Source organism: Paenibacillus sp. CMM36 (assembly GCF_053570945.1).
In genome coordinates this window covers 49977-64162 of sequence record NZ_JBSEDY010000014.1, presented here as the reverse complement: position 1 = coordinate 64162, position 14186 = coordinate 49977, and the positions used below count along the sequence as shown (strand labels likewise).

Annotated in this window: 17 protein-coding genes and 1 pseudogene; 10 read left to right on the top strand and 8 right to left on the bottom strand. The window is 39.9% G+C overall.

What is annotated here, in order from left to right:
• Positions 1 to 22 precede the first annotated feature (22 nt).
• Entirely contained in the window at positions 23 to 220 is a 198-nt protein-coding gene (locus tag ACWA2B_RS22460; RefSeq protein ID WP_029515083.1) for a DUF3934 family protein, read from the top strand.
• Positions 221 to 335: 115 nt separating this feature from the next.
• On the top strand, positions 336 to 1028 hold the full coding sequence (locus tag ACWA2B_RS22455; protein ID WP_029515081.1) for a pseudouridine synthase: 693 nt from the start codon (positions 336 to 338) through the stop codon (positions 1026 to 1028).
• 55 nt (positions 1029 to 1083) lie between these two features.
• On the opposite strand, the gene ACWA2B_RS22450 is transcribed toward ACWA2B_RS22455, so the two are convergent.
• The 4 genes from ACWA2B_RS22450 to ACWA2B_RS22435 are packed head-to-tail and all read right to left on the bottom strand — an operon-like array spanning position 1084 to position 5081.
• On the bottom strand, positions 1084 to 2184 hold the full coding sequence (locus ACWA2B_RS22450) for a GerAB/ArcD/ProY family transporter (protein ID WP_069011181.1): 1101 nt from the start codon (positions 2182 to 2184) through the stop codon (positions 1084 to 1086).
• 12 nt (positions 2185 to 2196) lie between these two features.
• Positions 2197 to 2424, bottom strand: a complete 228-nt coding sequence (locus ACWA2B_RS22445; protein ID WP_069011180.1) for a hypothetical protein — start codon at positions 2422 to 2424, stop codon at positions 2197 to 2199.
• A gap of 6 nt (positions 2425 to 2430) precedes the next feature.
• Positions 2431 to 3639 (bottom strand): Ger(x)C family spore germination protein, encoded by a 1209-nt coding sequence (locus ACWA2B_RS22440; RefSeq protein WP_069011179.1) that lies wholly within the window; start codon positions 3637 to 3639, stop codon positions 2431 to 2433.
• Positions 3640 to 3653: 14 nt separating this feature from the next.
• Positions 3654 to 5081, bottom strand: coding sequence for a spore germination protein (locus ACWA2B_RS22435; protein WP_069011178.1), 1428 nt, complete (start codon positions 5079 to 5081; stop codon positions 3654 to 3656).
• A gap of 281 nt (positions 5082 to 5362) precedes the next feature.
• Between ACWA2B_RS22435 and ACWA2B_RS22430 the strand changes: the two are divergent.
• The 3 genes and pseudogenes from ACWA2B_RS22430 to ACWA2B_RS22420 all read left to right on the top strand — a co-directional run.
• Positions 5363 to 5491: pseudogene (locus tag ACWA2B_RS22430) on the top strand (LysE family translocator); the annotation flags it as partial.
• Positions 5492 to 5654: 163 nt separating this feature from the next.
• Entirely contained in the window at positions 5655 to 6023 is a 369-nt protein-coding gene (locus ACWA2B_RS22425) for a hypothetical protein (protein ID WP_029515073.1), read from the top strand.
• Positions 6024 to 6147: 124 nt separating this feature from the next.
• On the top strand, positions 6148 to 6990 hold the full coding sequence (locus tag ACWA2B_RS22420) for an alpha/beta fold hydrolase (RefSeq protein WP_341071891.1): 843 nt from the start codon (positions 6148 to 6150) through the stop codon (positions 6988 to 6990).
• Between the two features lie 160 nt (positions 6991 to 7150).
• On the opposite strand, the gene ACWA2B_RS22415 is transcribed toward ACWA2B_RS22420, so the two are convergent.
• The gene (locus ACWA2B_RS22415) at positions 7151 to 7753 is read right to left on the bottom strand and encodes a TetR/AcrR family transcriptional regulator (RefSeq protein ID WP_341040466.1); all 603 of its coding nucleotides are present in this window, start codon (positions 7751 to 7753) and stop codon (positions 7151 to 7153) included.
• A gap of 188 nt (positions 7754 to 7941) precedes the next feature.
• Between ACWA2B_RS22415 and ACWA2B_RS22410 the strand changes: the two genes are divergently transcribed.
• Complete coding sequence (locus ACWA2B_RS22410; protein WP_029515070.1) at positions 7942 to 9147, top strand: MFS transporter; 1206 nt, start codon at positions 7942 to 7944, stop codon at positions 9145 to 9147.
• A 53-nt stretch (positions 9148 to 9200) separates the two neighbouring features.
• On the opposite strand, the gene ACWA2B_RS22405 is transcribed toward ACWA2B_RS22410, so the two are convergent.
• Positions 9201 to 9368: a hypothetical protein gene (locus tag ACWA2B_RS22405; RefSeq protein ID WP_161626962.1), complete on the bottom strand. Its 168-nt coding sequence runs from the start codon at positions 9366 to 9368 to the stop codon at positions 9201 to 9203.
• A 259-nt stretch (positions 9369 to 9627) separates the two neighbouring features.
• Positions 9628 to 9849 (bottom strand): helix-turn-helix domain-containing protein, encoded by a 222-nt coding sequence (locus ACWA2B_RS22400; RefSeq protein WP_305954128.1) that lies wholly within the window; start codon positions 9847 to 9849, stop codon positions 9628 to 9630.
• Between the two features lie 111 nt (positions 9850 to 9960).
• On the opposite strand from ACWA2B_RS22400, the gene ACWA2B_RS22395 reads away from it, so the two are divergent.
• On the top strand, positions 9961 to 10239 hold the full coding sequence (locus ACWA2B_RS22395) for a DUF6809 family protein (protein WP_029515068.1): 279 nt from the start codon (positions 9961 to 9963) through the stop codon (positions 10237 to 10239).
• An 89-nt stretch (positions 10240 to 10328) separates the two neighbouring features.
• Here the strand turns inward: ACWA2B_RS22395 and ACWA2B_RS22390 are convergent, their stop codons facing one another.
• Positions 10329 to 10547 (bottom strand): helix-turn-helix domain-containing protein, encoded by a 219-nt coding sequence (locus ACWA2B_RS22390; RefSeq protein ID WP_029515066.1) that lies wholly within the window; start codon positions 10545 to 10547, stop codon positions 10329 to 10331.
• Between the two features lie 598 nt (positions 10548 to 11145).
• On the opposite strand from ACWA2B_RS22390, the gene ACWA2B_RS22385 reads away from it, so the two are divergent.
• From ACWA2B_RS22385 to ACWA2B_RS22375, 3 genes are all read left to right on the top strand, one after another.
• Positions 11146 to 11586 (top strand): hypothetical protein, encoded by a 441-nt coding sequence (locus tag ACWA2B_RS22385; protein WP_241113506.1) that lies wholly within the window; start codon positions 11146 to 11148, stop codon positions 11584 to 11586.
• 515 nt (positions 11587 to 12101) lie between these two features.
• Entirely contained in the window at positions 12102 to 12662 is a 561-nt protein-coding gene (locus tag ACWA2B_RS22380; RefSeq protein ID WP_029515063.1) for a MarR family winged helix-turn-helix transcriptional regulator, read from the top strand.
• 54 nt (positions 12663 to 12716) lie between these two features.
• Positions 12717 to 13991 carry an acyl-CoA thioesterase/bile acid-CoA:amino acid N-acyltransferase family protein gene (locus tag ACWA2B_RS22375; RefSeq protein WP_029515061.1) on the top strand — a complete coding sequence of 425 codons (1275 nt, stop codon included), beginning with the start codon at positions 12717 to 12719 and terminating at the stop codon, positions 13989 to 13991.
• Positions 13992 to 14186 lie beyond the last annotated feature (195 nt).

Genomic DNA, 14186 nt, shown 5'->3' with positions numbered 1-14186 from the left:
CGACTAGTAATGGAGTGATCATATGGGTGGAAAAAGCAAGGGCGGCGGGACCGGCAGAGGCACAGGTAGTAAGGGATGGACACGCTGGAACAAAACTGCGAAGCCAGTAAGGACAAAAAGCGCTTCTACAAGCGCACCGGGAAGCAAAGCGGCAGGTGGCACAAAAGGCGGCACTGCCAAACCAACAAGGAATAAAAACGGCGGCAACAGTAGCAAATAAGCCGGGAAAGTATAAGTTGTCGTAAACGGCGAACATCTGATTAAGCAAGAACAATCAGGTGTTTTTTTAATTATTTTATTTAAACTCACATATTATAATCAGAAGCAGGTGAATCGTGAGAATTAACAAGTACATCAGTGAGACAGGATTCTGTTCACGTCGGGAAACCAACAGACTGATTGCAGCAGGACGAATTACGATTAATGGCATTGTCTGTGAAGCGGGCGCGGAAGTAGAGCCACAGGATATCGTGCTGATTGATGGGGAAGTTATTCCGTATAATTCCAGTGAACCTGTATATTTGGCTCTGAATAAGCCTATAGGCATTGTTTGTACCGCAGCAGAACAGGTTGCTGGTAATATTATTAGTTATGTTAACTACCCTTCGCGGATTTTTGCCATTGGCAGGCTGGACAAAGCGTCAGAGGGACTCATTCTATTAACCAACGATGGAAGCATTGTCAATCAAATGATGCGTTCCGAGCATGGTCATGAGAAGGAATATGTAGTAACTGTAGACAAACCTGTTACAAACGAGTTTACGCAGGCTATGTCTTGTGGCGTTGAAATATTGAACGTTATTACCAAACCGTGCAAGGTTGATCGTACAAGCGAATACGAGTTCCGCATTATTTTGACGCAGGGTCTGAACTTGCAAATTCGCAGAATGTGTAAGGCCTTGGGGTACAGGGTGCTCAAGTTGGAACGTGTTCGAATTATGAATATTACCTTGGATCATCTGGAACGTGGGCAATGGAGACATCTTGAGAGGGAGGAACTGGAGTTGCTTCTTGCTAAATTGCAATAATGAGTACAACAAAAGTTTATTTGAAGGACAGTATGTTCATACGGCCAACGCAACTTTAGTGATACTTTTTACGAAATTTTAGCGAGCCGCCTACCTTACCCACCAGCCATAGCACAATAGGAAACACGATACCGAAAATCATGGCGTAAAAAGGCCATACTGAAAAAAACTTGATTAAAAATTGCATATTTGGCCAAATAGAATGAACCATTGCCAATGCGATTAGGATCAGAGGAACTAAGAGAGAGTTAGCGCTTCGAAGACGAAAAGCATCTGCAAGCCCTTGCGCTGAAACATATAAAAGCAGTGCGAGTCGGAAAAAAATGGTGACAAACCAAAACACTGCAACGAAAATTTCAAACCGTTGAAGAAACTCTCCGTTACTGATTGTTCGGTTAATAAAAAAAGTAGGAAATGTCAAATTAGATACAACACCTTCACTCATCACGGCAATTATTTGTAAAACCATGAAAAAATACATGCCGCCGCTAATCAAAGCACAAGTTATCACTGTCTTTCTCCACTTTTTTGGATCGGGGATGTACTGTGCAAAAAAAAGATACAGAATTGCCTCAAGGTAGGGAAAGGCAAACAAATTGAACGATGCGAGAACGATAGGGTTCAAACCATACTCAAAAATAGGGAGCACATTATCTATGGTGGTATCAGAAAGAAGGGTAATCCTGACCAACAGATACAGAACCAGAAGGAAAAAAAATAGGATTTCCGCACAACGGCCAATTACAGCAGGGCCAGATCGAACGGCAAAATAAATGACTATAAGCATAATGAAATATATCGAGTCGGAGGGAGTTTCCGGCATAATAGCTGTCGTGATAAAGTCGCCCAGATTTCGAAGTGTCATAATGAACACAAGAAAGGGAAACAAAAAAATGAAAACGATGCTAATCGTCCCGCCCAAGGGACCGAAGAGGCAACGGAGATGCTCTACAAAAGATTTCCCCTGCATTTGCCTAGCGATGGAGGCATATAAAGGTATCAATAACAGATGGAAACCTAAGGAGACTGGGATGGAGAGCCAGGCATCTTGTTTAGCGACAGCGGTAATTACCGCTGGGAGCACCAGATATGCGCTTCCTATTTGATACAATGCAAACCACAAAATAGCTTGTCGAACTGTCAAATTGGAATTCATCCCCATGCCTCCTTAAGATAATATTTCAGTAAGTAACCGGCTTATCGGTTGAAATAGGATTTGGATGCCCGCCAGTGGAGTCGGCAGTTTAATGTTGGCGATCCGTAGGATAATCAATATAACGCCTATAATCAACAATATCGAGCTGAATACAATTTCACGCACATATTGTTTCGCCTTAAATTTTTTAAACTCATACAACGATGTTAAAATGGAAGTTACGAGAATCACATAAAGCATATGCATTCACTCCTGATTGTGTATTCCCATATCAATTGGACTGGTAATGTCTCCGAACCGGACTAAACGATAGTTGAGCTGAATATCCACTTTAAGCGTTTGAAATTTTTGTGGCCAATCCTCTTTCCATCTATGCCATTCACGTGGGAACTTGCGGTGAAAAGCTTCTCCAAACCCGAATATATCGGAACCGATTTGTTGTGCGTGCGAAATGCCTTTCTTCAAAGACTGTTGCAGATGCTCTTTAGCTGATTCTTGAAGATCTCTAAATGTCTCTTCATTCTTAGGGTTGGCATTGCACGAGATCGTTCCGATATTGGATTCTGTATCCACAATAAGAGAAATGTGCGGCTCATGGTCTATTATTTCTGGACGCATCTTTACTTTGGAACGGATTACTTCAACAACAAATTTCCCTTTGGAATTCGGACAATCGATGGAAGCTACGGTGCTGGAAACACGGTTGGATATATAGGTAAAGGCTTTACTTTGTGAATCATCCATCCAATCGATAAGTCGGTCGCCCTTGAAAACACCAATTCCAGTGAAAAAATATTTAACATGTTGGGGCGACTTTGTCACATTATCAATAGTTAGACCTTTTTCTACGTTTGTCAGTCGAATACCGGTGAGAACCGGTTCAATGCCATCCTCTGTAAATTTCTCTAAAATATCTTTCACATTGACCGCGGAAGTTGGAGCCCATGCTTTTTCAGAAAGCCTTAATGCCTTATACATATCCATTGCAGGCAAGATCTCGGTTGGAGCTACAAAAGTAACGGCCTCCTTTGCCGAGTTTCCTCTGACAACGGCCAAATAGAAATCAGGCCGAACTTCATGATCACGGAACAGAAAGTCCAGCGGCTCCTTGATTCCTTTTTTTGCCGTTTTCTCATCAAAAATGACAAACTTTAAGTGAGACATATACATTTTTCGGGACGATTCCGTTGTTAATTTTCGAATAGCTTCAAATATGGTATCGGCGCGCTTGGAAAAAACGATCGTTGGCGTCCGTTCCATGGGGGAATTCTGCGACATTTTCGATGGGTCAACCACTTGTAAACTGACTTCATATTGGTCATCAACGGCATCAATGCCCAGAGCCATCACGACGGAAATTGCGCTCAATTCCTTACTGTTCCAGCAACCCGTAAGAAACACCATTAGCCAGATGCACATAAACAGTAATAAAATGGTGGATCGATACGAGTTCATGATGGTTTACTCCTTTAGTTTTTACGATGTTTTTTAGTTCTATATGGAAAACGCAATATGGCGTCCCTCTGCTCCGACGATTTGTAATTGGCAAAGGGGCTCAAATACGGTACACCGAATGAATGAAGCCCATTCAGATGTACAAAGAGCATGAGAATACCAACAGTCAATCCGTACACACCAAACATAGCGGCTATGCCTATGAAAGCGAAACGTAATATCCGGATTGGAATAGCAAAAGTGTACGAGGGAATGACAAAGCTCGAAATGGCAGTTATTGCAACAACAATGACCATAACAGCCGAAACGATGTTTGCTTCTACAGCTGCTTGGCCGATCACTATTGACCCGACAATAGAAACGGCTTGACCGACCGTCCGTGGCATACGAAGACCTGCCTCCCTCAGAATTTCAAAAACCACTTCCATGATCATCGCCTCAATAAATGCTGGAAACGGTACTCCTTCACGTTGCGCGGATAAGCTTAATAACAAAACGGTTGGAATCATATCCTGATGGAATGTCGTTAATGCGACATAAATGGCCGGAGCCAACATACAGATTGCCAGGCAAATGTACCTTAATATTCGAATGATACTACTGTAAACAAAGGATTGATAATAGTCTTCTGCGGATTGAAGGAAATCTGCAAACACCGCAGGTGCAAGGATGGCGAAGGGAGATCCATCCACAAATATCGCTATTTTCCCCTCCATAATTCCTGCTGCAATAGAGTCTGGGCGATCAGAATTATAAAAGAGCGGAAATATCGTGAATTGTTTATCTTCATGGAGACATTCTTCCAAATATTCGCTTTCAAGTACGCCCTCCACATGCATGTTCTTTAACTTGGATATCATGTCCTGCACCTTTTTTGGGTCAGCGATCCCATGTAAATACATGACCGATATATCGGTCTTAGTTTTTTTGCCAACTTTTAGGGTAGTTAGACGTACTCTTGTATCCTTCACCCTTCGACGAACCATAGTCGTATTCGTACGTAAAGTTTCTGTAAACGCTTCTTGCGGACCTCTGACCACTGGCTGTGTCTTTGAGTCCGAAATGCTGCGTTCTTCCCATCCAGGCAAAGAAATGACCAATCCTTCATCCATATCGTTCAGGAGTAGGAGAAGACCACCGGAGAGGATCTGTTCCAAGGCATCTTCAAAGTTTTGAGTAAAGTTTGCTTCACCAATGTCCAAAATTGCGTTTTTCAATAACGGTAAAGTGATCTCGTCAGAGGAGACACGATCATGCAACGGACGGATCACGTTATCCTGTACCTTTTGCATGTCAGTCATGCCGTCCAAATAAAAAAGAGCAGCGTGTTTATGGCCAGTCGTGATCTCACGAACAACAAAATCCGAACTGTTTCCCATGAAGTCACAAATGAGCTCGATATTCTGGCATAATTGTCTTGAAAATTTGGTATGTAACTTCATTTTCACCCTCCTCAGATACGTAGTATTAACAATAATCCAAAATAATACCACAATAATACCACAATAATCCATAATTGCGTTGTTGTCGGTAAGGTCAATGACATCTTCAACGGTGGAGGATAAAGGCTATTCTCTTTCTTTGAAGGCTTGGTATGATGAGGAAAGGCAAAAATGGTGGGAGAACGTGACTACGAAGGATACAATACCTGCAATAACATACTATATGCTATTTATCTTAAGATGTAATATTTCATGAGAATACGCTAAAAGGAGTTTTCCTTATGAATATTACATCAGTTTTAATTTATTGTTTTATTGCTACCTTCACACCAGGCCCTACCAATATCGTCATATTATCCACAGTGCATCATTTTGGAGCAAAAAAGGCAATGAAATATACGTTTGGAGCATTTGAGTATATGTCACATCTAAAGTGAGGAGGAGGGAGTATGTTTAAATAGGCTACAGATGACTATCCTTTTTTGGAATAGTTTACTTGTGTAGTATAATACTTTTGAAGGATATTCTTTTCTATCAATTCATTTAAACATCCAAATAGAGAGGTATTTGATCATGCTATTTATTACAAAAAAAACGATCAATAAGCTAGCAGAACCTTATAGAGAATCTGACATGCTTGTCTGCTATTCAACTCCACAGAGCTTTTCGGCTTATACAAGTCGAGCCATATTACTCTTAAATAATGATAGGATTATTATCCTTTTCCTCAATCTATTTTCCACAAAAGTAGTACAAAAAGTTGAATATGAAGTTGCTGATTTACAAGAACAAAAATATCATTCTGGACACCTGTCTTCTGCAATATGGTCATTTAAAATCAAAGGCCAGCATTGTAGGTTTAGGATAATCAAAAAAATTCTTACTCTTGGCTCTATGCAAAGAGATTTTCTGAATTTCTTGCAACAAAATAATTTAAACTAGCGACCGAGTAGATCGGTAATTTCTGTCTGCCTAAGGCGGGGCACCGTAAGTACTTTATGGGGATAAATGATGAAGGTAATATTCGGTGTTTTTTTGTTATATATCATTGAGGGGAGGAATTCTACTGAACGAACAACTCATAAAAAGCGATGGAATAGAAATCTGTAGTGAGAGTTTCGGCGAGCAAGTTAACCCGGCAATATTACTGATTATGGGGGCTCAATCCTCATTGGTCTGGTGGGAGCAAGAATTTTGTCAGCGTTTAGCTGAGAAAGGTCGCTTTGTCATTCGCTATGATAACCGAGATGTTGGACGTTCTACAACCTATGAACCTGGTCAACCGGACTATACCTTCGAAGACATGGCAGATGATGCGATTCGAGTATTAGATGCTTATAAGATTGAGCAAGCGCATATCGTAGGGATGTCTATGGGCGGTATGCTGACTCAGTTGATAGCTCTACGACATCCAGACAGAGTATTAACCGTGACTCTTTTAGCAACGTCAAATTTTGCTTCCGATCTTCCACCGATGGAGAAAAAGGTTATGGACTATTTCTCGAATATGGGAGCAATAGATTGGTCGAACGAACAATCGGTGGTCGATTTTGTGGTGGGTAGATCAAGAATTTTAGTCGGTTCAAAGCATCCTTTCAATGAGAAAAAGGTTTATCAATTAGCAAAAGAAGAATGGAAAAGAAGCAACAATATGGCCAGTATGAATAATCACGCTATGCTGTCAGGCGGGGAATCCTATTTGGCTAGAACAGGGGAAATAAACGTTCCTACACTGGTTATACACGGTACTGAAGATTCGATTATCCCTTATGAACACGGAATAAATCTTGCTAACGCAATTCCGCGTGCGGTTTTACTGACATTGGAAGGTGCCGGGCATGAGCTTCACTATGACGACTGGGATTTAATAATCGATTCTATCTCAAAACACACTTCGATACTCAATTAGGTCAGCTGATGTGTAGGATAGCTGAATAAAGCCGTTTACGAGAGAAGCAATCTTCCTGAATAAAAAGGCAATCTCCTTTTTTAAGGGGATTGCCTTTTGCTATTTGTATGCCCTTATTTTCATGAAGACTGGGCAAGTCTCAAGTCTCAAGTCTCAAGTCTCAGGCACAAGTATCCCAAAGCTCCATCAATTTAGTAATGGCTGCATCAATGTTGTCTAGGGACACACCATCTCTGGCTTCCGTAGATATACCTTCCAGAAAGGTAACGAATAGTGTGGTTAAGATGCTAACATTTGTGGATTCTTGAAGTTCTCCATTCTTGGTAGCTCGCTCAATACGAGCATAGAACTTGTTCCTAGTCACTGCTCTTTGCCTGATCAATAGTTCTCGAATATGAGTGTTTTCTGGGGAACATGTATTTGCAGAGAATATGACTAAACAACCCAAGGGATGGGTCTGCTCAGTCTGCATGATTGCTGAACTTCTTAAGGCTAATTCAATAGCTGTGCGCGATGAAAGTGAATAGTTTGTAAGGCTTGTCGATACTTGTCCGTATGTAGCCAAATACCGGTCCAGCGCTTCTTTGAATAATGCGTCTTTTGATTCAAAAGCTGCATAAAAGCTGGCTGAGGAGATGCCGCCCATCGCCTTTTTGAGTTGAGCCAAAGAGGTTGATTCAAATCCATGCTCCCAAAACAACATCATAGCTTGGGAGATCGCTTCGTCGCGACAGAATTTACGTGGTCTTCCGGTTCTAACCATGGAGTCGCCTCCTTATATCTTGTACTTATATACTAATCGATCCAAAAGTAATTGACAAGACAGAGAGGTATCTTTAAAATGTGGATTGATCGATCCATAAGTAAAATAAAAGGAGAGCAAATCATTGGCATATATGCTTGATTTTTCGCTTGAACTTGTTTTGAAATCGATTTTAAGGAGCTGCGCTAATGTCCAGCAATAACTCTTCTACTACTGTAAAGATTGCTTCTTCCGCCTCCTCTGAGCGCTTTCCCTGGCTTGGTCTGCTTGCTTTGGCTATGACAGGATTCATCTGTATTATGACGGAAACGATTCCGGCTGGTTTGCTTCCGCAAATAAGCAAGGGACTTTATATTTCAGAGGCAATGGCGGGTCAACTGGTCACTGTCTATGCCATCGGTTCCCTAGTGGCTGCCATCCCTGTAGCTATAGTTACCCGCCAATGGCGGAGGCGTCCGCTGTTACTTCTGGCTATTTGCGGGTTCCTGGTTTTTAACAGTGTCACCGCGATTTCTTCCAGCTACATACTGACGCTGGCTGCCCGTCTACTGGCAGGAGTTTCGGCTGGAGTTCTATGGGGGATGATCGGCGGTTACGCTCTCCGCATGGTATCTGCTACATTGAAGGGGAGGGGGATGGCCGTTGCCATGGTTGGAACGCCGATCGCCTTGGCTATTGGTGTCCCAGCGGGGACGTTTCTGGGGAACCTTATGGGTTGGCGTTCTGTTTTTGGAATTATGTCACTACTGACAGTTATACTGATCGCGTGGGTGCTTTGGAAGGTGCCGGACTATCCGGGACAGTCCTCCGATAAGCAAGCTTCGATCTATGCAGTCTTCCTTACACCGGGGATTCGGCCCATACTATTGGTTGTACTGACCTGGATGACAGCCCATAATATTCTTTACACTTATATTGCTCCATTTCTTGCGGCCAATGGGATGGGGGAGAGAGTGGGGCTGGCGCTGGCTTTCTTTGGCATTGCTGCTCTCATAGGTATATGGATAACTGGCGTATTCATCGACCGTTGGCTGCGTAAGCTTGTTTTGATTAGTCTTATTTCCTTCGTCTTAATTTCTATTGCCATGAGCTTTAGCAACTCCAATGCCCTTATGATCTATATCATTGTTACGGTATGGGGTTTAACTTTCGGTGGCGCAGCAACGCTGTTGCAAACGGCGCTTGCTCAGGCTGCAGGGGAGGGCAAAGTGGATATGGTTATGCCGATTAACACGACCGTATGGAATCTGGCTATCGCCGGCGGCGGGATGGCTGGGGGTATTTTACTCGAAACTTTTGGTGCGGGATCATTTTCATGGGCATTATTCATACTCTTATTCCTTGCGCTTCTCGTGGCTTGGGGTGGCAAAAAGTATTCGTTCCCTCCACACTAACCTAGTAATTAGTGAAGGTTTTTTTAAAAATTTTCTTGTTATGACTTCTAACTTTAATGCACAGAAGATGCTGTCCCAAGGGCAGTTGCTATAAAATAAAGCGCATTGTCCAAGCCGATGTTGTCGACAGGGCAATGCTCCTTGTGTTTGCATTCGAACATACGATAAAAATGAAGTGCATTCCGCACCAGACTGGTAGCCTGTAAGTTCGACTTCGCCATCCTTCAGAACTAGGAGCAAATGATGCTCTGTGTCTGCGAACGGCTTGTCGCCTAAGGAAAGTTGGGTAGGTACATAGATATATTATGATGGTCCCTCCGCGCTCCTTCGTAAAGCCAATAAAATGACCCATACTCTTGGTGTAAAACTGATTACGGTGGATGGGAAATCTACAATAAAAGAGAATTTTACGTTGGTTGAAAAACATTTATTGAAATAATGCACAATTAGATTAAGACTAATATTTATTTCTTAGAAATGTTATCCCGCCGGGTAGGGCTTTATTTGGTTTGTTCTATTTAGTAAATAGTCTGTGCTTGTATGGTGGAAATTAGCTAGTCTAATTAAAATCTCCGTTGGAATGTCTATTTCCCCACGTTCATAATTGCTGTATATCCGCTGGCTACAATTCAGATAATCGGCCATTTGAGTTTGAGTCAAATCCTTATCTTCACGTAAATCTCGAATCCGTTGATACATCATATTCACCTCGAACTAAGAATATCTTAGCGAAATAATCGCTATTGATTTTTAGCGAATAATTCGCTAAAATTAGTCAGAGGGTTAATAATACATATCATGAAGGAGTAGAACATGAGTATCTTGGAGAACTTTTATTACGGAAAATGTAACCCAAGTGAACGAATCAAATCGAAAGACACTGAGTTTGAACTGGTCTCTCAGAGAATAGCCGATGCTGAGGAAGCCCTCAAAACAAAATTGCCAGAACAAGATTACAAATTAATTGAAGAGCTTTCGGATTTACAAGATGTTTTAATTTCCTTATTGTCCGCTTCGGCTTATATTGAGGGTTATAAAATGGGGGCACTAATAATGATTGAAGTATTTGACGGGAAAGAAGAGTTGAAATAGGTAGTTCAGAAGATTGTAGGGGGCGATTATAAAAAAATTTGAAAGGTAGCTCCTTTATGAGGAGTTACCTTTTTTATTTCTAAAAGTAGCTAGCCTGCGGGATAAGGTTTTTTTTGTTTCGTTCTGTTTAACAAGTAGTCTGTGCTTGTGTTATGGAAATCAGCTAGTTTGATTAGAATCCTTGTAGGAATATCAACATCGCCGCGTTCGTAATTGCTATAAATTCGTTGACTGCAATTCAAATATTCAGCCATTTGGGATTGAGTCAAATCTCTATCTTCACGCAAATCTCGGATCCTTTGGTACATCTTCTCACCTCCAAACCTAGAATATCCCAGCGAAATAATCGCTATTTATTTTTAGCGAATATTTCGCTATTTAGTCAGAGGATTTCATTTAGGTTTAGAGCATGAAGGGAACAAACGTATGTGCATCCATTTATTGTTTGAAGTATATGATTTTGAGACTCAATATTTTTACCAAATATGCGCACCCACCGTTTCTTACTGCGCTTGCTTCTGTAGACATGATTTATGTTCCCTAATTTGGTTTGTTGAAAAATCAAAAGGCCGGCACATTGGCCGACCTGGTTCACCGAGGCTCGAAAGCGGCGGGGTGTTCCTTATTTAATTTTCCATGATATAAATATATCATGCTAAAAGTCTAACGAACGGCCATCATTCGGTCAAAAGTTATTTAATAAACAGTCTCTTTTCACAGGTTATAATAACCATTTATTGTCCAAATACTATGAATAGATATTATTACAGGAAAAAACAACTACTATATTCCTCTATTTTACAAATATATATAATTCATGTTAGTATATTGAAGAAAAATATCAAATATATGAAGAGAGTTGCCAACACCGTAGAATCTTCTATAACTTCAGAGACTAAGATAGACTTGGAAAATGGAATTGTTGATGAAAGAGTAGAGCAAGAATTAAGACAAGTTGATTATGATGACCTTTTCAAAACTGTAGGCATTAATCTTGGAATGGTCGATACTCAACGTCCATCTGGGGAAGTAAGTACACAAGGTTGGAGATCAAAGTTCGCAAAGGAAGTAGCGTTAGAATTAATTTCTAAACTAAAAAATATTGGATCACGTGCTTGGAATGAACAGATAAAAATTTATGTAGATAAGATACCACTTTTGACCGACGGTGCAAAAGAAACTTTGAAATATTATCTTGGTTATCAAGTAATAATGCAAGCTTTGGATATCATGGTAGATTTCACAGGCACAGCAGAGGACGGTCTTGCTTACGCCTTAAAATATGTTGGGTTGCCTGCGTGGTTGGCCGAACCCGCATCCAGAGCTATTGTCTTCTTCTTGCTGTAAAATCGGAAAAAAGGGGGACTAAACGTGTACATACTCGCATTGATTATACTTATTACTACAGGTTTGGTATCCATAGCTGATATTTTGTTTGATATAAAAGATTCCGGTGAAGGAATCAGGTTGATGGTTAAAACTTCACAGGCTCTATTCTTTTTATCATTGTTGTTTTTTACAGTAAAAAGCGGTACCAAGAAAAGAGACTGAACTCGTCACACACAGAAAAAGGGTGGAGTTGATAAACTATATCAACTCCACCCTTTTTAGTTATTCGTCGTACGTGTTGATATAATCGCTCCTTCTCCTGGCTTAGCAAACAACTTCACTTCCGCAAGGCAAAAGACGTGACCGGGCGGATCATTCATAACGACTAGGAATTCCAGATACACAATAACAATTATTTATTTAATGTATGCAATTTACAAATGGTATTATTGTCACCATGTTGACGATAATACAAAATGCTGTTATTGTAATTATAGTCAGTATGGTGACAATAAAAAGAAAAGGATATATTTATGGAATATTCTAAAGCGCTTAGAGAGTTATATATAATGCAACAAACTTACGCTACTTTTTTTTCCGTTACTAATAAGTTGCAAATACAAGGCGACAACTATTTTGAGAAATTAACATCACGACAGTACATGATCATGCTGGCAATAGCTCATTTGCCAGAGGATGAAACAACACTTGTTAATATTGCAAGAAAGTTAGAAACAAGCAAACAAAGCGCACAAAAGCTTATAGTCAATTTAGAGAATAAAGGATACCTAATTACGACGCCAAGCAAACGGGACAAACGTGCAATTAACGTGGAAATCACGGAATTAGGGAAAAGAGTCATGCTGGAATGTGGTGAGAAAGCAATATGCCTAATGGCAGATATTTTTAATGGATTCACAACTGAAGAATTAGAAGTGTTATGGAGTTTATTGAAAAGAATATATGGTGCTCACAACGAAGAGTACGTTGGTTTTGAGGAAGATGTAAATTATAAATTTGAAGACTTGGAAGGGTTTCAAGAAGCACAAATTCGAGCTTTAGATAGCTTTATTTTACGGAGAAAGCATTTTTAAATAATGGGAAACATTTTTCCATCAAAATTCATTGCTACTTTTGGAGGTCGCGAGATGAAATTACAAGTACAACCGAGAATTGCAATAATTGATGAAAAAATCGATTTTTGTGTCACCGGGTTACCACCAGAGGACAAAATAAAAATAACTGCATCCATGCATTTTCCTTGGGCAGTTAGTGAAAAGTATCAATCATTTGCTTGGTTTACTGCGGATTCAAACGGTAGTGTTGATTTATCGAAACAGAAACCTGATTCTGGAACTTATGATTATATAGATAGTATGGGCCTTATTGCTTCTTTACAGAAGATTAATAGTGAGGGAGGAAATATCGCTCATAATATTTCAATAGATGGTAGTCTATTTATTGACATAGTATGTGAAAATGGACAAGATCGGGAATGCATAAGTCTAGAGCGTATGTTTAAGTTACCGGAAGTGAAAAGACATCAGATTACTGATGCATTCGTGGGAGAGTTGTTTTACACTGAAAACTCAAATTATAAAACGATTGTAGTATTGGGTGGGTCTGATGGTGAACTAAGTGGTCTTTCGATTTTGTCAGGACCATTGGCATCTAGAGGTTTTAATGTTTTAACCGTTGGATATTTCAATGAAAAGGGATTGCCTAAAAAGCTTGAGGAAATTCCCCTTGAATATTTTGAAAAAGTGTTCTCTTGGCTTAAAAAGAATTCATTAACACGTACTAATGAAATATATGTACATGGTACATCTAAAGGTGGAGAATTGGCGTTACTTTTGGCGTCACGATATAAATTCATTTCTAAAGTTGTGGCTTCTGCACCTCATGCATATTGTTTTCAAGCGTTGGATGGTTTGATGAGTGGTAAAAATGTTTCATCATGGTCGTATGAAGGGAGATCATTACCATTTATACCAATTGATAATGAAATTTTTTACGACCATCAGCGTCATTGCTTAGAAAAAAATATACCTTTTGGTTTTACTACTACATATAAAAAAAGTGTGGAAAGGGCAAGAAATAAAGAGGAGGCTCGAATAAAAATAGAGAATGCAAATGCGAATTTATTGCTAATTGCAGGTCATCAAGATAATATTTGGAATACTCACGAGGCATGTGTAGAAATAATGAGTATTTTGAAAAAAAACAATTATAAATACAAATACAATCTTTTAGACTATAAGGATTTAGGTCACTCATTACCAATACCATTTATTATACCTTTAAGCGAAACATTGAACTTAAAAATGGGTGGAGGCGTTTTTACTTGTGGTGGTACTTTAAAAGGAAATTCTTTTGGTCAATCAGATTCTTGGCAGAAAACAATAGAATTTTTTATGAATTAGGGCGTGTCTTCAAACTCAGGCAAGCCAAACAATAATGGTTGCCAAGGCAAAAAAAGACTTGAATGTACACGCCATTTTACATAGTGAGTCGCCAGACGACGATAAATTCTTTACTTTATTAAAGAGCATTCCACCAAATAACGTTTTTTTGTAAACGATCTTATCATATTTTAGGATGACTCGGCGATTTTTTTC

Excerpts from the sequence above, each read along its gene's own strand:
- ACWA2B_RS22460 (WP_029515083.1), top strand. The coding sequence starts at position 23 with ATGGGTGGAAAAAGCAAGGGCGGCGGGACCGGCAGAGGCACAGGTAGT.
- ACWA2B_RS22450 (WP_069011181.1), bottom strand. The coding sequence starts at position 2,184 with ATGAATTCCAATTTGACAGTTCGACAAGCTATTTTGTGGTTTGCATTG.
- ACWA2B_RS22445 (WP_069011180.1), bottom strand. The coding sequence starts at position 2,424 with ATGCTTTATGTGATTCTCGTAACTTCCATTTTAACATCGTTGTATGAG.
- ACWA2B_RS22440 (WP_069011179.1), bottom strand. The coding sequence starts at position 3,639 with ATGAACTCGTATCGATCCACCATTTTATTACTGTTTATGTGCATCTGG.
- ACWA2B_RS22435 (WP_069011178.1), bottom strand. The coding sequence starts at position 5,081 with ATGAAGTTACATACCAAATTTTCAAGACAATTATGCCAGAATATCGAG.
- ACWA2B_RS22425 (WP_029515073.1), top strand. The coding sequence starts at position 5,655 with ATGCTATTTATTACAAAAAAAACGATCAATAAGCTAGCAGAACCTTAT.
- ACWA2B_RS22415 (WP_341040466.1), bottom strand. The coding sequence starts at position 7,753 with ATGGTTAGAACCGGAAGACCACGTAAATTCTGTCGCGACGAAGCGATC.
- ACWA2B_RS22410 (WP_029515070.1), top strand. The coding sequence starts at position 7,942 with ATGTCCAGCAATAACTCTTCTACTACTGTAAAGATTGCTTCTTCCGCC.
- ACWA2B_RS22405 (WP_161626962.1), bottom strand. The coding sequence starts at position 9,368 with ATGGCGAAGTCGAACTTACAGGCTACCAGTCTGGTGCGGAATGCACTT.
- ACWA2B_RS22400 (WP_305954128.1), bottom strand. The coding sequence starts at position 9,849 with ATGATGTATCAACGGATTCGAGATTTACGTGAAGATAAGGATTTGACT.
- ACWA2B_RS22395 (WP_029515068.1), top strand. The coding sequence starts at position 9,961 with ATGAGTATCTTGGAGAACTTTTATTACGGAAAATGTAACCCAAGTGAA.
- ACWA2B_RS22390 (WP_029515066.1), bottom strand. The coding sequence starts at position 10,547 with ATGTACCAAAGGATCCGAGATTTGCGTGAAGATAGAGATTTGACTCAA.
- ACWA2B_RS22380 (WP_029515063.1), top strand. The coding sequence starts at position 12,102 with ATGGAATATTCTAAAGCGCTTAGAGAGTTATATATAATGCAACAAACT.
- ACWA2B_RS22375 (WP_029515061.1), top strand. The coding sequence starts at position 12,717 with ATGAAATTACAAGTACAACCGAGAATTGCAATAATTGATGAAAAAATC.